At 52.0% G+C, this 18,360-nt stretch carries 22 protein-coding genes; 11 read left to right on the top strand and 11 right to left on the bottom strand.

The annotated features are described in order from the left end of the window. Positions 1 to 7 precede the first annotated feature (7 nt). The gene (bamC, locus tag CWI71_RS04785; RefSeq protein WP_126754133.1) at positions 8 to 1,069 is read right to left on the bottom strand and encodes an outer membrane protein assembly factor BamC; all 1,062 of its coding nucleotides are present in this window, start codon (positions 1,067 to 1,069) and stop codon (positions 8 to 10) included. Beyond that, a complete protein-coding gene (dapA, locus tag CWI71_RS04780; RefSeq protein WP_126754132.1) occupies positions 1,069 to 1,956 on the bottom strand; it encodes a 4-hydroxy-tetrahydrodipicolinate synthase in 888 nt (295 codons plus the stop codon). The genes bamC and dapA overlap by 1 nt, the downstream gene beginning before the upstream one ends. 146 nt (positions 1,957 to 2,102) lie before the next feature. On the opposite strand from dapA, the gene bcp reads away from it, so the two are divergent. Further along, positions 2,103 to 2,570 (top strand): thioredoxin-dependent thiol peroxidase, encoded by a 468-nt coding sequence (gene bcp / locus CWI71_RS04775; RefSeq protein WP_126754131.1) that lies wholly within the window; start codon positions 2,103 to 2,105, stop codon positions 2,568 to 2,570. Between the two features lie 15 nt (positions 2,571 to 2,585). Here bcp and CWI71_RS04770 read toward each other — a convergent pair whose 3' ends face one another. Beyond that, a complete protein-coding gene (locus CWI71_RS04770) occupies positions 2,586 to 3,665 on the bottom strand; it encodes an AI-2E family transporter (RefSeq protein ID WP_126754130.1) in 1,080 nt (359 codons plus the stop codon). Positions 3,666 to 3,813: 148 nt separating this feature from the next. Here CWI71_RS04770 and bepA point away from each other — a divergent pair, with 148 nt between their 5' ends. After that, complete coding sequence (bepA, locus tag CWI71_RS04765) at positions 3,814 to 5,268, top strand: beta-barrel assembly-enhancing protease (RefSeq protein ID WP_126754129.1); 1,455 nt, start codon at positions 3,814 to 3,816, stop codon at positions 5,266 to 5,268. On the opposite strand, the gene CWI71_RS04760 is transcribed toward bepA, so the two are convergent. Further along, positions 5,265 to 5,723: a TlpA family protein disulfide reductase gene (locus CWI71_RS04760; protein ID WP_126754128.1), complete on the bottom strand. Its 459-nt coding sequence runs from the start codon at positions 5,721 to 5,723 to the stop codon at positions 5,265 to 5,267. The two genes, bepA and CWI71_RS04760, sit on opposite strands and share 4 nt — an antisense overlap. Positions 5,724 to 5,880: 157 nt before the next feature. On the opposite strand from CWI71_RS04760, the gene arsC reads away from it, so the two are divergent. From arsC to CWI71_RS04745, 3 genes are read left to right on the top strand one after another with little or no spacing between them, the layout of a single operon-like run. Further along, positions 5,881 to 6,234, top strand: coding sequence for an arsenate reductase (glutaredoxin) (arsC, locus tag CWI71_RS04755; protein WP_126754127.1), 354 nt, complete (start codon positions 5,881 to 5,883; stop codon positions 6,232 to 6,234). After that, positions 6,231 to 6,803, top strand: a complete 573-nt coding sequence (gene wrbA / locus CWI71_RS04750; RefSeq protein WP_126754126.1) for an NAD(P)H:quinone oxidoreductase — start codon at positions 6,231 to 6,233, stop codon at positions 6,801 to 6,803. The genes arsC and wrbA overlap by 4 nt, the downstream gene beginning before the upstream one ends. Positions 6,804 to 6,815: 12 nt before the next feature. Beyond that, positions 6,816 to 7,214 (top strand): DUF2069 domain-containing protein, encoded by a 399-nt coding sequence (locus tag CWI71_RS04745; protein WP_126754125.1) that lies wholly within the window; start codon positions 6,816 to 6,818, stop codon positions 7,212 to 7,214. Here the strand turns inward: CWI71_RS04745 and hda are convergent. Together hda and CWI71_RS04735 are read right to left on the bottom strand one after the other, a co-directional pair. Next, positions 7,211 to 7,891: a DnaA regulatory inactivator Hda gene (gene hda, locus CWI71_RS04740; RefSeq protein ID WP_126754124.1), complete on the bottom strand. Its 681-nt coding sequence runs from the start codon at positions 7,889 to 7,891 to the stop codon at positions 7,211 to 7,213. The genes CWI71_RS04745 and hda overlap by 4 nt on opposite strands. Further along, the gene (locus CWI71_RS04735; protein ID WP_157981058.1) at positions 7,888 to 8,979 is read right to left on the bottom strand and encodes a DUF2066 domain-containing protein; all 1,092 of its coding nucleotides are present in this window, start codon (positions 8,977 to 8,979) and stop codon (positions 7,888 to 7,890) included. Before CWI71_RS04735 ends, hda begins: the two co-directional genes overlap by 4 nt. Before the next feature lie 164 nt (positions 8,980 to 9,143). Between CWI71_RS04735 and CWI71_RS04730 the strand changes: the two genes are divergently transcribed. Next, complete coding sequence (locus tag CWI71_RS04730) at positions 9,144 to 10,445, top strand: MFS transporter (RefSeq protein ID WP_126754122.1); 1,302 nt, start codon at positions 9,144 to 9,146, stop codon at positions 10,443 to 10,445. Here the strand turns inward: CWI71_RS04730 and pgm are convergent. Both pgm and CWI71_RS04720 read right to left on the bottom strand, forming a co-directional pair. Beyond that, complete coding sequence (gene pgm / locus CWI71_RS04725) at positions 10,442 to 12,079, bottom strand: phosphoglucomutase (alpha-D-glucose-1,6-bisphosphate-dependent) (RefSeq protein WP_126754121.1); 1,638 nt, start codon at positions 12,077 to 12,079, stop codon at positions 10,442 to 10,444. The genes CWI71_RS04730 and pgm overlap by 4 nt on opposite strands. Continuing rightward, complete coding sequence (locus tag CWI71_RS04720; RefSeq protein ID WP_126754120.1) at positions 12,079 to 12,579, bottom strand: replication initiation regulator SeqA; 501 nt, start codon at positions 12,577 to 12,579, stop codon at positions 12,079 to 12,081. Before CWI71_RS04720 ends, pgm begins: the two co-directional genes overlap by 1 nt. 83 nt (positions 12,580 to 12,662) lie before the next feature. On the opposite strand from CWI71_RS04720, the gene CWI71_RS04715 reads away from it, so the two are divergent. The 4 genes from CWI71_RS04715 to fur all read left to right on the top strand — a co-directional run bounded on the left by CWI71_RS04715 (position 12,663) and on the right by fur (position 14,808). After that, positions 12,663 to 13,454 carry an alpha/beta fold hydrolase gene (locus CWI71_RS04715; protein ID WP_126754119.1) on the top strand — a complete coding sequence of 264 codons (792 nt, stop codon included), beginning with the start codon at positions 12,663 to 12,665 and terminating at the stop codon, positions 13,452 to 13,454. Between the two features lie 54 nt (positions 13,455 to 13,508). Then, a complete protein-coding gene (locus CWI71_RS04710) occupies positions 13,509 to 13,724 on the top strand; it encodes a DUF2788 domain-containing protein (protein WP_126754118.1) in 216 nt (71 codons plus the stop codon). A 42-nt stretch (positions 13,725 to 13,766) separates the two neighbouring features. Further along, positions 13,767 to 14,291 (top strand): flavodoxin FldA, encoded by a 525-nt coding sequence (fldA, locus tag CWI71_RS04705; RefSeq protein ID WP_126754117.1) that lies wholly within the window; start codon positions 13,767 to 13,769, stop codon positions 14,289 to 14,291. Positions 14,292 to 14,361: 70 nt separating this feature from the next. Beyond that, entirely contained in the window at positions 14,362 to 14,808 is a 447-nt protein-coding gene (gene fur / locus CWI71_RS04700; protein WP_126754116.1) for a ferric iron uptake transcriptional regulator, read from the top strand. Here fur and CWI71_RS04695 read toward each other — a convergent pair. Both CWI71_RS04695 and CWI71_RS04690 read right to left on the bottom strand, forming a co-directional pair. Next, on the bottom strand, positions 14,805 to 15,053 hold the full coding sequence (locus CWI71_RS04695) for a putative signal transducing protein (protein WP_126754115.1): 249 nt from the start codon (positions 15,051 to 15,053) through the stop codon (positions 14,805 to 14,807). The genes fur and CWI71_RS04695 overlap by 4 nt on opposite strands. Before the next feature lie 8 nt (positions 15,054 to 15,061). After that, positions 15,062 to 15,712, bottom strand: coding sequence for a Fe2+-dependent dioxygenase (locus CWI71_RS04690; protein WP_126754114.1), 651 nt, complete (start codon positions 15,710 to 15,712; stop codon positions 15,062 to 15,064). An 88-nt stretch (positions 15,713 to 15,800) separates the two neighbouring features. On the opposite strand from CWI71_RS04690, the gene CWI71_RS04685 reads away from it, so the two are divergent. Next, positions 15,801 to 16,619 carry a hypothetical protein gene (locus CWI71_RS04685; protein ID WP_126754113.1) on the top strand — a complete coding sequence of 273 codons (819 nt, stop codon included), beginning with the start codon at positions 15,801 to 15,803 and terminating at the stop codon, positions 16,617 to 16,619. Positions 16,620 to 16,650: 31 nt separating this feature from the next. Here the strand turns inward: CWI71_RS04685 and glnS are convergent, their stop codons facing one another. Continuing rightward, a complete protein-coding gene (glnS, locus tag CWI71_RS04680; protein WP_126754112.1) occupies positions 16,651 to 18,312 on the bottom strand; it encodes a glutamine--tRNA ligase in 1,662 nt (553 codons plus the stop codon). Between the last annotated feature and the right edge of the window lie 48 nt (positions 18,313 to 18,360).

The raw sequence follows: 18,360 nt of genomic DNA, 5'->3' as shown, positions 1-18,360 counted from the left end.
TCACAAGTTACAGCGCGCTACGCTGACGAATTTCTGCAGCGATGGGTCCGTATAAACGGTCCACATCTGCAGCGGATAAAGGTTCATCGCCTTGGTACAAGGTGATGGTGGTAGTGTCATCATCACCTTTAACATTCAACTGATACGAGCCATCTGGAATATCCAGCTTACCTTCTTCACGGTTGTTCCAGAAAGTCAGGCTAAAGCCCGGATCACGCATATACTCAAGATAGTACATACCCGCCGTCTGGTTTAAATCATCAATTTCAAAACCAAGGCCAGCCAGTACATCAGCCATCAGTGGCCAGGCCACGTCAAAGCCAATATTCAACTCATAGGCAGGGTAACCGGCGTCATTAAAGGTCGGTTTGACTTCAACCGTGGCAGCGGCTTCCGCAGCTTCAAAGACCCCCTGCTGGCGCACCGCAATTTCATTAATCATGCTGTTCAGCAAGTTGGCTTCGGCATTGCCGTCACTGACGCCCGCCGGCGCCATTGCCGCGCCCGGTCCGCTGACTTGCTTGTCAACCATATCGACCACTACCGTGGCGGTTCGGCGATGATCAGGAACTTCCATGGTCACCTCGAAGCGACGTTTGACCGTTGCTTCCAGTTCGTCTTCACCGACCAGCATCTGTTCGGCCACCCAACCGGTGGTCAGTGACTGTTCTTCGGTCTCACTGACAATGTCAATATTCTTACGCGCTAACGTCGCTTTAATACCGTCCCAGGTAAAGGCCGGCAAGTCATCCATACCATCCAGTTCAGAAAAGTCGACGGCGGTCAGTTCGCTGGCATCGCTGGCGCGACTCCCCGCCGCTGTACCGCGCACCAGAACCGGGGGCAACACATTCATGTCACGACCGACCGCGCCCTGCACCTGGGTGTCCGGTATTTCAAATTGCCGCGAACTAGCAGGCAGTTGCTTACCTGGTGCTGGCTGTAACTTGCCGGTCCGCTCGACGTTGGTATAGTCGAAGCCACCCTCGGCGCGCTCGCGCGGGGTAAAGCTACAGGCCGCCAGGGCCAGCGTCGACAGACAGATAATTCCCTTAGAAAAAACGTTCATTATGACTCCGCGCTTAGAATTCCAGCTTGTTGTAATGTTTGTTCGATATGTTGTTGTTGCGGAAGTTCCGGCTCCGTCATTGGCAACCGGTAATTAGGTTCTAATTTGCCCATGCACGCCAGTGCCCATTTCACTGGAATGGGGTTGGCCTGGACGAACATTGCTTCGTGTACGGCCTGCATTTTTTCATCCAGCGCTTTTGCTTCTTCGTTATTACCGCGCACTGCAGCATCTACCATTTGCTTCATAACAGCAGGCATAACGTTGGCGGTAACGCTGATAACACCATCGCCACCCTGCAGCATAAAGTCACAGCCGGTAGGGTCATCGCCACTTAGCAGAATGAAGTTACTGCCGCATAAGCGACGTAACTCAGCGACTCTGCTCAGATCCCCGGTGGCTTCTTTGATACCGACAATATTCGGAATCTCCGCCAGTTCAGCGACCTGCTCCGGTAGCACATCGGCACCGGTGCGCCCAGGTACGTTATAAAGTAATTGCGGCAAATCACTGGCGTCACAGCAGGCGCGATAATGCGCCAGCAGGCCACGCTGAGAAGGCTTGTTGTAATAGGGATTTACATTCAGAAAACCAGCAACAGGCAGCTTAGCCATACGCTCGGTCAGGTGCACCGCCTCGGCAGTAGAGTTGGAGCCATTGCCGGCAATAATCTGAATACGACCATCAGCCAATTCACAGGCAGCACTCACCACCAGCACGTGCTCATCGTGGCTCATGGTGGCTGATTCACCGGTGGTACCCATAATCACCAGGGCATCACTACCTTGCTCGACATGCCAGTTGACTAAATCTTCGAGGGCTGCGTAATCGACGTTGCCATGCTCGGTGAAAGGTGTCACTAACGCGACGATACTACCTGTTAACATTGCTACTCCTGATCTTTTTTAAGTCGACAATGGTACTTTTGAACGCGGTTAAACACAAGGCCTGTCGCTTTGCGTTTGGCGATTAGTTTGCCTAAGATAGGCAGCGTTTCAATGAAGCTGATATAACCCTGATAAAGAGGTCCACTATGAATACCCTGAAAGCCGGAGATAAGGCTCCAGAGTTTAAGTTACCTGACGCTAATGAGGAGCAGGTAGCACTCACCGATTTGCTTAAAGAAGGTAAAGTGCTGGTTTATTTTTATCCAAAAGCGATGACACCTGGCTGCACCGTGCAGGCACAACAACTGCGTGACCACCAGCAGGAACTGGCCCGCCACAATGTCGTGACTATCGGTATTAGCCCCGACGCGCCTAAGCGTCTGGCGAAGTTTACTGAGCGCGATGAGCTGAACTTTACCCTGCTAAGTGATGAAGACCACTCGGTGGCCGAAGCTTTTGGCGTCTGGGGACTGAAGAAGTTTATGGGCCGTGAATACGATGGTATCCACCGCATTAGTTTTTTGATCGATCAGGACGGCACTATCGGGAAGGTCTTTGATAAATTCAAAACCAAAGACCATCACCAGGTGGTGCTCGACGCGTTAGAAGATTAATGCAGCGAGCTTAAGCTAAGGCGCCGGTTTTTCCTGCGGAGGGATCGGCGCATCGCTGGAAAGTGCGGTAATCACAGCTTTTACCAGACTGGCCAACGGAATCGCAAAAAATACCCCCCAGAAGCCCCACAAGCCACCAAAAATCAACACCGCACCGATAATATAAACCGGGTTCAAGCTCACCGCTTCAGAGAACAATAAAGGCACCAGCAGGTTGCCATCAAGGGCCTGAATCACCAGGTACGCGATCATCACGTAAGCAAACATTGCCGACCAGCCAAACTGGAATAACGCCACCAAGGCGACCGGCAAGGTCACCACGGCTGCACCAATATAAGGGATGAGCACCGACAAGCCTACCAGTACGCCCAGCAAGGCCGCGTAGCGTAAATCAAGCAACGCAAAGGTGACATAGCTGACCACACCGACAATCACGACTTCAATCGCTTTGCCGCGAATATAATTCATAATTTGCAGGTTCATTTCGTCGCTGACCTGCGAAATCAACCGGCGGTTGGCCGGCAAGGTACGGCTGATGTGACCTAATAACTCGCTTTTATCTTTCAGCATAAAGAACATCAGCAGCGGCACCACAATCAGATAGATCAGTAACGCCATAAAACCAATAATACGGCTCAATGACTGACTGATAATGACTTCGCCAAGCTGTAAGACGCGCTGATTGATATTCTCAATGAACCTGTGGATATTGGTTTCGCTGACATAGCCGGGGAACATCTCCGGTAAGCGATCGAGTTGCTCCTTGAGCTCAGTGAACATATCCGGTAGCTCACTTATCAAAGCAATACTCTGCTGCCAGATAACGGGGACAAAAAACAGGATCAGCAACACGTTCAAAGCAATGAACAGCGTAAAGACGATTAACACGGCTAATAAACGGCTCAGACCCACTGCCTGTAAACGCTGAATGGGCCAGTCGAGCAAATATGCCAACGCGATGGCAACCAGAATAGGCGCAAGCAAATGGCCAAAAAAGATAATCAGTAAAAACAGCACCGCAAGTAGCAGGAACAGCGTAATGGCATCGGGATCCGAGAATTTACGTTGATACCAGGCCTTTAAGTAATCCCACATAGCGAAACCATCTCCTGAATTGGGTTGTGCTGGCGCTCATAATAACTGTGTTTGCTGATATTATACAGTTTAAACTATTCAAATAAGGGAACCTTTTCCCTATAGTGAACTCTATAAACTGGCCGTACCGAGTAGGTTTCCTGACTTTATGTTGTATTCGTTCAAATCACATCTCACAGCGCTAAGCCTGGCCGCTGTTTTTGCCTTCGCTTCAGCAACCAGCGCCGCACAACAGACGCGTCTGCCAGAAATAGGCACCGCCGGCGGCAGTGTGATGTCCATTGAACGGGAAAAAGCCGTCGGCGACATGTACATGCGCCAGATTCGCGCGTCTGCTCCCATTGTCGGCGACCCGGTACTCGATGCCTATCTGCATGATATTGGTACCCGTCTGGTGCGCAACGCCAATGACGTCCGCTTTCCTTTTACTTTTTTCTGGGTGAATCAGGACCAGATTAACGCTTTCGCGTTCTTTGGCGGCCATATTGGCATAAATACCGGATTATTAGCCGAAACCCGTAATGAGTCGGAGTTGGCATCGGTACTTGCGCATGAAATCGCACACGTCTCGCAGCGGCACATCGTGCGCAATATGGAAGCCATGGAGCGCACCAGCCCGCTATCCATTGTCACCCTGTTAGGCGCCATTCTGGTGGGTATCGCCAACCCCGAAGCCGGTATGGCAGCAGCGCAGGCCAGCGTCGCGGGTATGCAACAACGCAGCATCAACTACACCCGGCTCTTTGAGCAGGAAGCCGACCGCATCGGCTTAACTATTTTAGCCAACAGCGGCTTTGACCCCATGGGCGCGCCCGACTTCTTCGGACGTCTGGCAGAAAAATACCGTTACGTCAGTAAGCCACCGGAAATGCTGCTGACCCACCCGCTCAGTGAATCGCGCATTGCCGATACGCGCTTGCGGGCCGAGCAGCTGCGCCAACAACGCGACTTTAACCGTAACGAAGAGGCTTTCTGGCTGGCTAAGTACCGGGTGTTAGTGCGCCATTTGCGTAACTATAACGCCCAGGCTGCGCGGCAAGATATGCAAAGCGACAACCCGGCCATTGCCAAAGCAGCCCGGTACGGTCTGGCAATCGCCCTGCTCGACAGTGAGCAGGCCGATGCCGCAGAGCAGGCACTGGCTCCGCTCTATAATGCCGAGCCGCTGAATACGTTTTATCTGGACGTCCAGACCGATATTTTACTGGCGCAAAAGCGTTATGATGAAGCGCTCAGCATGCTGGAGCAGGCGTACCAGCGTATGCCCAATGAGCAGACAGTCACCCTCAATTATGCCAACGCCGCGGTGAAAAGTGGTGACGCCAGACGGGCCATCGAGTTATTACGCAGCTATCTGATCCGTAACCCGCAAAGTACCATCGCGTACTCACTGCTCATTGACGCCCATCGTCTGCTTGGTAACACCGCAGGTATGCATGAAGCGAATGCTGAACTGATGGCACTCTACGGACAGTTTGAGCGCGCTATTGATCATCTTCACAACGCGCATACCCACAACGATAATCGGCTGGAACAACGTCGTATTCAGGCTCGCATTGAGCAGTTGATGGCGAAAAAGCGCGAAGTCGAAAGTATGCGCTAATCAGCGTTAATCGCCTGCAACAATGACTGTTCTGTCTGTTCGCCCAGCAATGGTCCTTTCACCTCGCCTGCCGGCGTCACCACATAGGTGGCCGGCAGCATTTGCGGCGCTGGAAATGGCAGTTGTGCCGCAGGCTCGTTCAGGATCAGCGGAAACTCAATGCCATAGCGTTGCTGTAACTGCGCCAGTTGAGTGTTCGTTAAACCATCAAAGCTGACGCCAAAAAGTTGCGCCTTGTCACCATGCTTATGGTGGAACTCGTTCAGTTCTGGCAGCTCACGCAGACAAGGCGCACACCACTCAGCGAAATAATTCACAATCACGTAACCGCCCTCGAGCTCGCTCCAGCGGTGCGCGCTTCCCTGGTTGGTCTGAAAATCAGCAGCAGGCGCACAAGCGCCGATAAAAGTGGCCAGTGTCAGTAGCTGTGCCAGGCGTAACAATCGACAACGCATAGTAATTCCCGTAAGCTTTTGTAAATACAAAATCGTTATTCGTTATTAGATATTAGATATTCGTTATTCGTTATTCGAGCGCTCACTACGTTCGCTGTTCGTTATTAAACTAATAACTACTAACCAGTAACGCCATCGTTTTTTATGAGGTATTAGCATGTCTGAAGTTAGTATTTATCACAACCCGCGCTGCTCGAAAAGTCGACAAACTTTAGCTCTGTTGCAGGAACAAGGTATTGAGCCTGAAGTTATTGAGTACTTAAAAAACCCACCAAGTGCCGAAAGAATTAAAGAATTGCTTAGCAAGCTGGGGTTTGTTTCGGCGCGCGAGCTGATGCGCTCAAAAGAAGATGTTTATAAAGAACTTGAATTAAAAGATGTGAGCGATGAAGAACAGCTGATTACTGCGATGGTCGAGCATCCAAAGCTGATTGAGCGGCCCATTGTGGTGAAAGGCTCGCAAGCGCGTTTAGGCCGACCTCCGGAGGCAGTACTGGAGATCGTCAAATGAGTGACACAACCCGTATTCTGGTTTTGTACTACAGCCGTAATGGCGCTACGCAACAATTGGCCGATGCTATCAGCGCTGGCATAACTAAAGCCGGTGCCGAAGCGGTGCTGCGCACGGTCGATTGCGATGAGAATGCCGCCTGCCGGCGTGATTTGATTGTCGATAAGGATGATCTCGAGCAGTGCGACGGCTTGATCATGGGCAGTCCGACCCGATTCGGGCATATGTACAGTGGCCTGCAAAAGTTCTGGGAGCAAACGTCGAAAGAATGGCTCAAAGGCGTGTTAGTCGATAAGCCTGCGGCAGTCTTTACCTCAAGTAGCTCGATGCATGGCGGTCAGGAAAGCACTTTGTTGTCGATGGCCGTGCCGTTGCTGCATCAGGGCATGATGATCGTCGGTATTCCCTACACTGCAGCTGAATTGCAGCAGACCGACGCCGGTGGCTCGCCCTATGGCGCTTCTCACGTTGAGCATGCAGCCGGTTCAACCATTAATCAGTACGAAAATAAACTTGCTGAGCAATTAGGTGAGCGCGTGGCGCGCACCGCCATTCAGCTTGGTCGTTAGGAGAACGGAGTTATGAGTCCTGCGGTTGCCCGCTATCGTTGGTTAGCCTTAGTCAGTTATTTAGGATTGCTGGTATGGGTGCTGTTGTGGCAGTTTGCTACCGGCTATAGTGAACATTCGTTGTTATTTCGCACCCTGGTGTATGTGGTGCCCTTGCTGTTCCCATTAATCGGCATTATCCGTGGCAAGCCCTATACCCACGCCTGGGCCAACTTTATTCTGATGTGGTACTTCCTGCACAGCCTGACCATGCTTTATGTGGCTCCTGAACAGCGCTGGTGGGCGGCCATCGAGCTGTTATTAACAACGTTAGCCTTTATCGGTTGTACCTGGTTTGCCCGGCATCAGGGCCGTGCCCTGGGACTGGGCCTGAAGAAACTAAAAGATGAGAAGAAGGAATCCGGCAATTAAATTGCCAGTACGACCTTAATAAAAGGGATCGTCAGCTTGCGCTGCGCGGCAATCGAGGCTTTATCAAGACGCTCGAGGCTGGCGATCAACTCCAACATATCACGTCCCAGACGTTGTACCATAAACTGCGCAGTGTCACTGCGTAATTCCAGCCCCATGGCATGAGCACGCTGCTGCAAGGCAGTTATTTTGTCGCTGTCGCTCAGCTCATGTAACTGCACTACCACCCCCCAGCTTAACCGCGAGCGGACATCGGCGTACGCCACCTGCAACTGCCCCGGTGAAGTCGACGCCGTTACCAGCATGCGGCTGGTGGCCTGATCGCGCACCCGGTTTAAGAGTGCGAACAGCTCAAAGCCCCAGTCCTGCTCTGCCACCACCGCGTCAATGTCATCCAGACAAATCAGCGCATAACTTTCCAACCCGCGCAGAATGCGGGCGTCGACACTGTCTTTCAACTCATTCAATGGCAGATAAATTACCTGATTTTGCGCCTCACTACAGAGCGCATGTAACAGGTGACTTTTGCCCACGCCGGCGCGCCCCCAAAGGTAGGTTAGATCCTGTTCGCCAGCACGCGCCAGCCGCAACGCTTCAGCGTTCGGGCCGGGCACTAAAGTGGCAAAGGTCTCATTACGCGGCAGCTGCACGTTTAAGGGCAATTGTTGCAGCGTCATGGTTGCGCAATCCACCTGAATACGGCACTACTGGCGTCAGGCTGCGTGTCTTCGGCTGCACTTACCGCCTGCAGTTGCTTGCTTAAATCCATCGCCTGACGAATTCGTGCGGGGTCGGTTTGTAAGGTTAAGTCGAAACGCCCGGTGGCATTGCCGTATCCCACCAATTGCACTTTCAGCACTGCTGGCAGTTGCGCCAACAATTGTTCCGCTGCAATGGTCGCTTCCAATGAGGTTAAGTTTTCAACCGTCACTGTCCATTGATTGATGGTTTCGGTCTGTCCCCCAATCCGATAACGTTCTGCCAATTGTTCGGTCACCTCGCGGATCACTTCAGCGCCAAGCTCGCTGCGATCCATTGCCCGCACTTGTCCGCTCCAGCGTAATTCACCTAAATTCAGTGTCCAGTCGCCGGACCAGCGCTCGGGTTGCGTAGCGGTCACCATGCTGGGATCGGTCTGATAAATTCGTGCGACGATAATACCGTCAGGACTGTAACGGGTGCTGGCAAAGCTGATGGTATCCATAAACCGTGCCCAGATATCGATGACGGAGACCGTTATCGTATCGTTCAGATCCAATAGTGGTAGTTGAATTGGCAGGCCGCGCCGCGCCGCAGCATTGCGCATTTGTTGCACAATAATGGCCTCACTATCGGCAGCAAATACCTGCCGTTGCAAATCTTCGTCTTCGGCAACCAGCCAAACTAAGAGCTGAGGTCGTAAATTGCTCCAGATACCCGAGTCCGCACGTTGAATTAAACGGTCAATTTGCGGCTGATCAAATTGTGCCCAGAGCCACAGTTGCTCATCCTGCTGATAACCGTACTGCACCAGGTAATCACGTACATTTCGCATGGCGTCAGCGACTGCGGGATGGTCCAGCATATCGGTGTCACCGGTTAACTTCAGTAAGGTCGCGCGCAGCGCTTCTTGCAGCGCCTCTGTACGCTCACTGGCAAGCTGGCTGTTCACCTGCACACGGTACTGGTACAGCTCTTTTAGCTCCACCGCTGCATGGCCCGGTGATACCGCGCCGGTAACAAGCAGGCTTAGCAGTAGCCCAAACATCAAAATGAAATGTCGCATAAACTTCTCATTGACCTCTTCTGTGCCCATCATAAACAGCCCTCTGGCGCTGGGCAAGTAACAAGCTGTGGATAACCTCTTGACGTTTCCGAAAAATATCTGACGTGTTACACTTTCTTGCATTCACCGACTGATTTTCACCGATCTCGCAAGGATTTGTTGGCATGCTCAAACAACAACTACGCGCCATTAGCTCTCTGTTATCCAGTATCACCCTGATCGGTATCTGCGTAGGCATGACCAGTACGCTGCTCAGTTTAAGAGCGGCGATTGAGAACTTCGGCACCCTGACTACCGGTGTCATCATGTCCGCCTATTTTATCGGCTTTTTGTTTGGCACCACCCGTGCCCCTAAAGACATTCGGCGGGTCGGCTATATTCGCGCTTTCGGCGGCCTGGCCGCGCTGGCAGCCGCCACCATTCTTATTCAGGCGATATGGGTCGACCCTACGGTCTGGTTTATCATGCGTTTTCTCACCGGCTTTGCCATTTCAGCCATTTTTGTCATTGTCGAGAGTTGGTTAAATACCATGGCCGACAACAAAAACCGAGGTACTTTACTCTCTGTTTACCTAGTGCTGATATACGGTGGCCTGGTCGCCGGTCAATTAATCCTTGGCGTGGCCGACCCGTCAGGCTTTATCGCCTTTGCTATTGCCGCGCTACTGATTAACCTGGCGCTGATCCCAATTCTGATTAGCGTCACGGTAGAACCAACCACCCACGAAGCGAAGAAAGTTCCTATTCTGAGCTTGCTGCGCCTGGTGCCATTGGGAATTGTCAACGCCTTTATCATGCAGGCCTGTTATGCCATGTTTTACGGCATTGGACCCATGTATGCCATTTATATCGGCCTAAGCGTTGGCGAAGTGTCCTTGTTCATGGCCTCATTTATTCTCGGCGGCATGTTAGCCCAGGCTCCTATCGGCCTGCTTTCCGACCGCTTTGACCGACGCGTCATTATGGCCGTCTGCGCAGGTTTAGGTTCCGTTATGGCGCTTATTCTGTCGCAACTGGGCGCTTCGGTGGTCTGGCTGATTTATCTATGCGTCTGTTTGTTTGGTGCCAGCGTACTGCCGTTGTATTCGCTCGGTATGGCGCACACCAATGATTATCTGGAAAAAGATCAAATGGTCGGTGCCACCGGTGCGATCATTAAGGTCGGCGGCGTCGGTTCGATTATCGGTGCGCCAGCTGTGGCTGCGCTCATGCAGTTTGGTGCGGTGAATTATTTCTTCTTACTGATTATGATGCTGACCATCATCGTTTGTCTGTATTCCCTGTATCGCGTGACCCGTCGTGCGAAGGCGGATGAACAGCTGACCAGTAGTTACGCTATGCTCAATCCGTCACAGACCTCTGACGAGCTACTGACCTCGCTGGTGGATGAGCACGAGTATCAGGTCGCGCTGGCGGGGCAGGAAAGTGAAACTGAAGACACGAAAAAAGAGAGCTCGCCGGTTTAGGCGAGCCACTCATTGACATGTTGTTGTGCTTCGGTCGCTAACTGCTGCAGATGCTCCTCGCTGACAAAGCTCTCGCAGTAGATTTTATAAATCGGCTCGGTGCCGGACGGGCGTGCGGCAAACCAACCATTTGCCGTGGTCACTTTCACACCGCCAATCAGCGCGCCGTTGCCCGGTGCTTTGGTCATGATCTCCTGCACCGGATCCCCGGCAAGTTCACTTAGCTTCAACTTATAGCCACGGATACCGGCAAACGCCTGATTCTGTTCGGCGCTTGAAGCCACATCGAGCCGACGATAATAGCTGGTGCCATGACGCGCGCATAACTCGAGGTAATAATCCCCCAGATCCTGACCGGTCACGGCGACAATTTCTGCCGCCAGCAAGGCCATAATGATGCCGTCCTTATCGGTACTCCAGGGCTGCCCGTCGCGGTCCAAAAATGTCGCGCCCGCACTCTCCTCGCCGGCAAAAGCGATGGCGCCCTCATGTAGCCCTTGCGCGAACCATTTAAAGCCTACCGGCATTTCCTGTAGTTCGCGGTCATGACTTTGCACCACGCGATCAATCATGGCACTTGAAACCAGGGTTTTACCGATCGCCGCCGATGCCGGCCACTGGCGGTGACGGCACAGATAGTCAATGGCGACCGCTAAAAAGTGATTGGGGTTAAGCAAGCCATGCTTGGGACTGACAATGCCATGGCGGTCATAGTCAGGGTCATTCCCCACCGCCACCTGGTACTTATCTTTCAGTTGCAATAACGACGCCATCGCGTACGGCGATGAGCAATCCATACGGATTTTGCCGTCACGGTCCAGGGTCATAAAGCGAAAACTTGGATCGACTTCGTCATGGTAAACGTCAATATCCAACTGATAACGCTCAGCGATCAGGTTCCAGTAACTGGCGCCGGCTCCACCCATCGCGTCCACGCCGATGCGTAGCTGTTCTTTGCGGATCGCCTGCATATCAATAACCTGCTCCAGCGCGTCAATATAGCTGGCACGCCAGTCAACCTGCTTGCACAAGTGGCTGGCGCGGGCTTCACCGTAACTCACCGCATTAACCCCTAACAGGTCAGACGACAACAATGCATTAGCGTATTTTTCGATGGTCTTGGTGGCGTTACTGTCTGCCGGTCCGCCGTGCGGGGGATTATATTTAAAACCACCGTCGGTCGGTGGGTTATGTGACGGTGTGATTACAACGCCATCGGCAAGGCCATCGCTGCGCCCTTGGTTGTAGCGCAAAATGGCATGACTGATCACCGGCGTTGGCGTATACCCATCATCGCTTTGCGCATGCACTTCAATACCGTTACCGATAAAGACTTCCAGCGCAGTCATATAGGCCGCTTCAGATAGCGCGTGAGTGTCACGGCCCAACATTAACGGACCGGTGATGCCCTGCTCTTCACGATATGCCACCAGCGCCTGACTGATGGCCAGTATGTGCGCTTCGTTAAATGAATGGGTCAACGAACAGCCGCGGTGGCCTGAGGTGCCAAACTGCACCTGCTGCGCGCGCTGACGCGGATCAACTTCATTGACAAAATAAGCGCTGACCAGTCGCGCAACGTTCGTCAAATCCTCTGGTAGAGCCGGATGTCCGGCGCGGTCATGCATCGCCATTACAAAAAGTCCCTGATTTTTTCTGCCTGCGCCTGATCATAGCCTAACTCGAGTGCCACCTGGGTCAACATTGACTTCTTCCGTGTCGTATTGTTGTTGGTCACCACATAAAAGTCTGAGCCCGGGATCTGTTTCGGATTGGTACTGGTGCCACTGGCTTCGAGCTCAGCAGCACTACGCGAGAAATACTGGCGGTCACGACCGCTGATCTGCAGCACCTTAGGAAAGGTCTGCTGATGACACTTATGCAGCATGCCAAGAATATACAGAAAACGCGCGACCACGCTGCGCTGGCCAGCCAGATCGGCAGCGGTCATGGTGTCAAATATCGTCCGCCCATGCGCCTGTTCGGCCACCGCCGGTTCCACTTCAGCACTGGTCGCGGTGCCCTCAAGCTCCAGTAAACGCCGTAGAATGGACGATGCACTTTCGCCGATATGTTGCGTGTGACTTACCAGGTAACGATAAATGTCGTCATCAATTTCAATTCGTTTGCTCATGCGCTTTCACTTCTTTTTGGGTTTATAGCTAGCAATATGCACGCTATTATACTCAACCGACCTCGAGGGTACAGGAATTCAATATGACTGATCAGCAAGAATCTATCGTCAACTATGAAGTGATGGGCAATAAAGGCCCGGCCGTGTTACTTATTCACGGTTTGTTCGGTGACCTGGACAACCTTAAACGGCTGGCCCGCGACCTGGAGGAAGATCATCGGGTGATTGTCATGGACTGTCGCAATCATGGTGATTCCTTTCACAGTGAAAAGATGAATTATCAGGTCATGGCCGAAGATGTTGCACAGCTGCTGGCTCATCTTAAGCTAAAGAAAGTCAGCATTGTCGGTCACTCCATGGGCGGCAAGCTGGCCATGGAGTTTGCCTTAAGTCACCCGGAACAAGTCCACGTACTGGTTGTCGCCGATGTTGCGCCGGTGGCTTATGACGCGCGCCACCGCCATATTCTGGATGCGCTGGAAAGCATTGACCTCAGCAAAGTGAAAAGCCGTCAGGATGCCGATCAGCAACTGGCACAAGCCGTTGATGATCGCGGCGTGCGGCAGTTTTTACTGAAAAACCTGCAGCGCGTCGACGATAGCTATCAGTGGCGCTTGAATCTGCCGGTCATCGATGCCTGCTACGATGAGATTTCCGGCGCCGTGCGCAAGGGCTCGTTTGACGGCCCGGTGTTGTTTATTAAAGGCGGTGACTCCAATTATCTGACCGAAGCCCATCGTCAGGCTGTTACCTCGCGCTTTAACAACGTCGATATTAAAATTATTGAAGGCACCGGGCATTGGCTGCATGCCGAGAAACCACGCATTTTTAACCGTCTGGTGCGGGCCTTTTTAGAGCAACATTCTCGCACCTAGAAGGCTTGCATGTTATAATTGATTCTCATTTAACGTCGAACTGGTAGCGCTGTTATGTTGTCAGAGCATTTTGAAACCATTGAGATTCTTGGTACAAACTTTGCCATCGCGATCCTGTTTGTACTCATTGGTTTAGCAATACAAGACGTACTCAATAAAGGCGATGTGCCGAAATTCGGCCGCTGGTTTGTCTGGATAGTCCTGTTTCTGGGCTGTGCCGGATTTATCGCTAAAGGTATTATTCAAGTTATCTGGGAAGCTGGCTTATAAGCTGGCGCCGTCACTTTTTTTCGCAAAGGTAGTAGTAAAGCTATGGCAAGTGTTGGAATTTTCTTCGGCAGCGATACGGGCAATACCGAAGCTGTCGCACAAATGATCCAGAAAGAATTAGGCAAAAATCTGATTGATGTGCACGATATCGCAAAATCGAGCAAAGAAGATATTGCTGGGTACGATTTGCTCATGTTCGGCATTCCTACCTGGTATTACGGTGAAGCACAGTGTGACTGGGACGACTTCTTCCCCGAACTGGAAGAAATTGATTTCAATAATAAACTGGTAGCTATTTTTGGCTGCGGCGACCAGGAAGACTACGCTGAATACTTTTTAGACGCGATGGGTACGGTGCGTGACATCGTTGAAGCCCGCGGCGGTATTATCATCGGCCACTGGCCTACCGCCGGTTATCAATTTGAGGCCTCGCGCGCATTGGTTGATGACGAACATTTTGTCGGCTTGGGTATTGACGAAGACCGTCAGCCTGAATTGACCAAAGAACGTGTGCAGCAGTGGTGCGCACAACTACGTGATGAGATGGCGCTTGACCAGTTAGCTTAACTGGTCATTCCCTTTCTTATAATTCTTTGCCTATAATGGCCTCAGGTATTGATAACTAAAGTGCAGATAGATGAGCAGCAACGGCGAACAACAACTTAAAAAAGCAGGGCTGAAAGTCACGTCTCCGCGGGTCAAAATCCTGGAGATTCTGAAAAATCCCGAAAATCAGCACATCAGTGCTGAAGACGTGTATAAAATTCTGCTGGAAAAGAACGAAGAGATTGGCTTAGCCACGGTCTACCGCGTCTTAAACCAGTTTGACGATGCCGGTATTGTCACCCGTCACCATTTTGAAGGTGGCCGCTCAGTATTTGAATTAAGCGCGAAAGATCATCACGATCATTTAGTGTGTCTGACCTGTGGTCATGTCTTTGAGTTTGAGGACGACGTCATTGAAGAGCGCCAATTACAGGTGGCACAGGCGAATAACATCAAGCTGACCAATCATAGCTTGTACTTGTATGGCGAATGCCAGAACGCCGAAACCTGCGAGTATAACCACTCTGACGCTGATTAATCAGCGTCAGTCTCCTCACTTTCACTGAGCTTAAACTCGCCTTGTTCATATTGTTCAATCAGGGTGAGTGCCCGGGCCGCATCTTCGTCGGCCACCCACAGCTTGGCAAAACCACTGGCAGCCAGATCGCCGACCGCACCCTGCAGGTAAAACCCACCGCTATGACAGGCAATATGATGCGCCTCGAGCAGACCTTTGACTAATTCTGCCTCGACCACATTTTCCGCCTGATAAACACACTGCATAGAAAGCCTTAGCGCTTGCTCCAGCGCCGCAGAAGATTGTTGTAGGTTTTACTTAACAGGTCAAAATTAGCCGACTTACCGTGCTTGTCAAATTCGCTGCGCATGGCCTGATAAAGATCAAAACAGATTTCCCGTTGCTGTGGCTCGCGTAACAAGCTCTCGATCCAGCCCACCATAGCAACCCGCGAACCCGCGGTGACAGCATTCACGCGATGTAAAAACTGCGTCGGATAAAGTAACACATCACCGGCATCTAAGCGCCAGGAGCGCTCACCGGAGCTGTCTTCTATTACCAGTTCACCGCCTTCGTAGTCGCTGAGCGGGGTCAGGCCCAGCGTAAACGACATATCGGTGCGCACCTGCCCCATAAGCGCATCATCCATATGAGTACCATACGACTGGTCAATGTCGTAGCGATTAATCATGACATTAACGAACTGCGCAGGCCGCGCGGCCAGTTTCACAACCTCGTGCCCGGCCAGACGCTTTTGCAACAGTTCAATCAGAGGATGCGGTGCGCGTAGCTGCTGATTGTTCTTAACCTGTCTGGCGGCCCACCCTGCACTTTCGGTCCCATCGCTGAAGCTTTCCTGAGCTAATTTTTCGCGAATAACTGACAAAGTACCGGGATCAATGACCTGTTCGATATGTAATATCATAAGCTTGCTATTGAGAATGACTCTCATTTGTGGAATTATGTGCAGTATATCGAATCCCGCTAGAGACAAGCAACTGAAGGGTCAACAAATGCACGAGAAACGTAAAATCTGGCTGGCGGTTGGCGCCGCCGTACTGGGCACCACTACCGCAGCGAATGCCCATAACAATAGCAATGACTTAGATGGTCATCAGCAACACAACATGACCATTATCGCACCTTTTGCCGGCGCCGGTGAAGGCGAGGGTGAAGGCGAAGGCGAAGGTTCAGGCATGGTCGATTTGCGCGTCAATGACAGCGCATATCTGGCGCGTCTGGGACTGATTCGCGGTCACCTTTACGTGGGCAAGAAACTTTACGACCAGGGTCATCTGGCAATGGCCAAAACGCATATGAAGCACCCTGAAGACGAGCTGTACGCGGCGCTGGTTCCCGCCTTTTCCGCCCGTGGTGTCGAGGGGTTTGGCGACCACTTAAACGCGCTTGCCGATGCGGTGAATCAGGAACAGGGCGATGACGCGGTAAACGCTGCCTATGACGCACTGATCATTGCTATTAAAGATGCTGAGCAAGTGCAGCGCAAAGAGGTGAAGGACGTGCTGATGAGTTTAAGCACTATGCTGCTCACCGCGGGCGAAGAATACGACATTGGTGTCAAATCTGGCGAAGTCGTTAACGTACATGAATTTCAGGACGCTTACGGCTTTACCACCATCGCTCGCTCACGCCTGGACGAACTGACTGAGGTTCAGCGCGAAGCTAATGCTGAGGCAATTGCGGAAGTTGAAGCCATTCTGGCGTCGCTGCCGCCGCTATGGCCAACCATTACGCCAGAAGGGAAAGTTGCGGGCGACTCCAGTGCGCTTTACGGCGCGGCTGCCCGCATTGAACTGGCGACGCTGAATTAATCAGTCGCCGCCCATCAGGATGTGGCGAGGCTCAGGCCTCGTCACTCCAGGTATCGCGCAATCCAACGGTCTGATTAAAGACCAGCTGTTCTGCTGAGCTGTCCTTGCTGTCCGCACAAAAGTAGCCAATACGTTCAAACTGATACGACTTTTCCGCTTCCGCCTGCGCCAGACTCGGCTCCACAAAGCCTTGCTTGACAATCAGTGACTGCGGATTAAGCGTGCTGAAAAAGTCCTCTTCAGCGCCTGGATTAGGTACCTGGAACAAACGGTCGTACAGTCGGAACTCAGCCGGCTTGGCATGATCAGCAGCGACCCAGTGGATCACGCCTTTCACTTTACGGCCGTCGGCCGGATCTTTACCCAAAGTATCCGCATCATAGCTGCAGAAAATGGTGGTGATGTTGCCATCAGCATCTTTTTCCACACGCTCAGCTTTAATCACATAAGCGTTGCGCAAGCGTACTTCTTTATCGAGCACCAGACGCTTGTACTTTTTATTCGCTGACTCACGGAAATCTTCGCGCTCAATAAATAACTCGCGCGCAAACGGCACTTCACGGCTGCCCATACTTTCATCATTCGGATGATTCGGCGCCTGTAACTGCTCTACTTCACCTTCAGGATAGTTTTCAATTACCAGACGTACCGGATCAATGACCGCCATGGCCCGCGGCGCCTGCTGGTTCAGCTCGTCACGAATGCAGGCTTCCAGCATGCTCATTTCGACCTGGTTATCCATCTTGGTAACACCGATACGGTGACAGAATTCGCGAATGGAATCCGGGGTGTAGCCGCGACGGCGCATACCGGCAATGGTAGGCATACGTGGGTCGTCCCAACCACTTACTTTGCCCTCTTCCACCAGCAGGTTCAGCTTACGCTTGCTCATGACCGTGTATTGCAGGTTTAAGCGCGAGAACTCGATCTGCTGTGGATGACAATCAATGCTGATATTGTCCAGCACCCAGTCATAGAGACGGCGATTGTCCTGAAACTCCAACGTACAAAGTGAGTGCGTAATACCTTCCAGTGCGTCCGAGATACAGTGGGTAAAATCGTACATCGGATACACGCACCACTTGTCACCGGTCTGGTGGTGATGAGCAAAGCGCACCCGATAGATGACCGGATCACGCAGCACCATAAACGGTGAGCTCATGTCGATTTTTGCCCGCAGCGCAGCCTTACCTTCCTCGTATTTACCGGCAGTCATATCGGCAAAATGCTTAAGGTTTTCTTCCACCGAAGTATCACGGTAAGGGCTGTTAACGCCCGGCTCTTTCAGCGTGCCGCGCATTTCCCGCATAGCTTCCTGGGTTGAGAAATCAACGTAGGCGAGACCTTTTTCGATCAGCTCCACTGCATAAGCATGTAACTGATCAAAGTAATCTGATGAATAACGTGGCTTGCCTTCCCAGTGATAGCCCAGCCAACGCACGTCTTCCTGGATCGAGTTCACGTAATCCACTTTTTCTTTCAGCGGATTAGTGTCGTCAAAACGCAAGTTACATTGCCCCTGGTAGTCTTCAGCGATACCAAAGTTCAGGACAATCGACTTGGCATGGCCAATATGCAAAAAGCCATTCGGCTCTGGCGGAAAGCGGGTATGCACTTGGTCGTGCTTGCCACTGGCCAGATCCTTATCGATAATTTGGCGAATAAAGTTACTGCGAGGCGCGTCGGCTGCCATGGACGTTACTTCTCCAATCTCGTTCCAAAAAAGAGCGTTATGATCGCA

Origin of the sequence: Pseudidiomarina insulisalsae, from assembly GCF_003987065.1 — a bacterium.
GTDB classification, from domain to species: domain Bacteria; phylum Pseudomonadota; class Gammaproteobacteria; order Enterobacterales; family Alteromonadaceae; genus Pseudidiomarina; species Pseudidiomarina insulisalsae.
The sequence above is the reverse complement of the archived record's forward strand: the minus strand, read 5'-3'. Positions and strand labels throughout refer to the sequence as shown.

Coding starts and splice junctions, on each gene's coding strand:
- bamC (WP_126754133.1), bottom strand. CDS start 1,069: ATGAACGTTTTTTCTAAGGGAATTATCTGTCTGTCGACGCTGGCCCTG.
- dapA (WP_126754132.1), bottom strand. CDS start 1,956: ATGTTAACAGGTAGTATCGTCGCGTTAGTGACACCTTTCACCGAGCAT.
- bcp (WP_126754131.1), top strand. CDS start 2,103: ATGAATACCCTGAAAGCCGGAGATAAGGCTCCAGAGTTTAAGTTACCT.
- CWI71_RS04770 (WP_126754130.1), bottom strand. CDS start 3,665: ATGTGGGATTACTTAAAGGCCTGGTATCAACGTAAATTCTCGGATCCC.
- bepA (WP_126754129.1), top strand. CDS start 3,814: ATGTTGTATTCGTTCAAATCACATCTCACAGCGCTAAGCCTGGCCGCT.
- CWI71_RS04760 (WP_126754128.1), bottom strand. CDS start 5,723: ATGCGTTGTCGATTGTTACGCCTGGCACAGCTACTGACACTGGCCACT.
- arsC (WP_126754127.1), top strand. CDS start 5,881: ATGTCTGAAGTTAGTATTTATCACAACCCGCGCTGCTCGAAAAGTCGA.
- wrbA (WP_126754126.1), top strand. CDS start 6,231: ATGAGTGACACAACCCGTATTCTGGTTTTGTACTACAGCCGTAATGGC.
- CWI71_RS04745 (WP_126754125.1), top strand. CDS start 6,816: ATGAGTCCTGCGGTTGCCCGCTATCGTTGGTTAGCCTTAGTCAGTTAT.
- hda (WP_126754124.1), bottom strand. CDS start 7,891: ATGACGCTGCAACAATTGCCCTTAAACGTGCAGCTGCCGCGTAATGAG.
- CWI71_RS04735 (WP_157981058.1), bottom strand. CDS start 8,979: ATGCGACATTTCATTTTGATGTTTGGGCTACTGCTAAGCCTGCTTGTT.
- CWI71_RS04730 (WP_126754122.1), top strand. CDS start 9,144: ATGCTCAAACAACAACTACGCGCCATTAGCTCTCTGTTATCCAGTATC.
- pgm (WP_126754121.1), bottom strand. CDS start 12,079: ATGGCGATGCATGACCGCGCCGGACATCCGGCTCTACCAGAGGATTTG.
- CWI71_RS04720 (WP_126754120.1), bottom strand. CDS start 12,579: ATGAGCAAACGAATTGAAATTGATGACGACATTTATCGTTACCTGGTA.
- CWI71_RS04715 (WP_126754119.1), top strand. CDS start 12,663: ATGACTGATCAGCAAGAATCTATCGTCAACTATGAAGTGATGGGCAAT.
- CWI71_RS04710 (WP_126754118.1), top strand. CDS start 13,509: ATGTTGTCAGAGCATTTTGAAACCATTGAGATTCTTGGTACAAACTTT.
- fldA (WP_126754117.1), top strand. CDS start 13,767: ATGGCAAGTGTTGGAATTTTCTTCGGCAGCGATACGGGCAATACCGAA.
- fur (WP_126754116.1), top strand. CDS start 14,362: ATGAGCAGCAACGGCGAACAACAACTTAAAAAAGCAGGGCTGAAAGTC.
- CWI71_RS04695 (WP_126754115.1), bottom strand. CDS start 15,053: ATGCAGTGTGTTTATCAGGCGGAAAATGTGGTCGAGGCAGAATTAGTC.
- CWI71_RS04690 (WP_126754114.1), bottom strand. CDS start 15,712: ATGATATTACATATCGAACAGGTCATTGATCCCGGTACTTTGTCAGTT.
- CWI71_RS04685 (WP_126754113.1), top strand. CDS start 15,801: ATGCACGAGAAACGTAAAATCTGGCTGGCGGTTGGCGCCGCCGTACTG.
- glnS (WP_126754112.1), bottom strand. CDS start 18,312: ATGGCAGCCGACGCGCCTCGCAGTAACTTTATTCGCCAAATTATCGAT.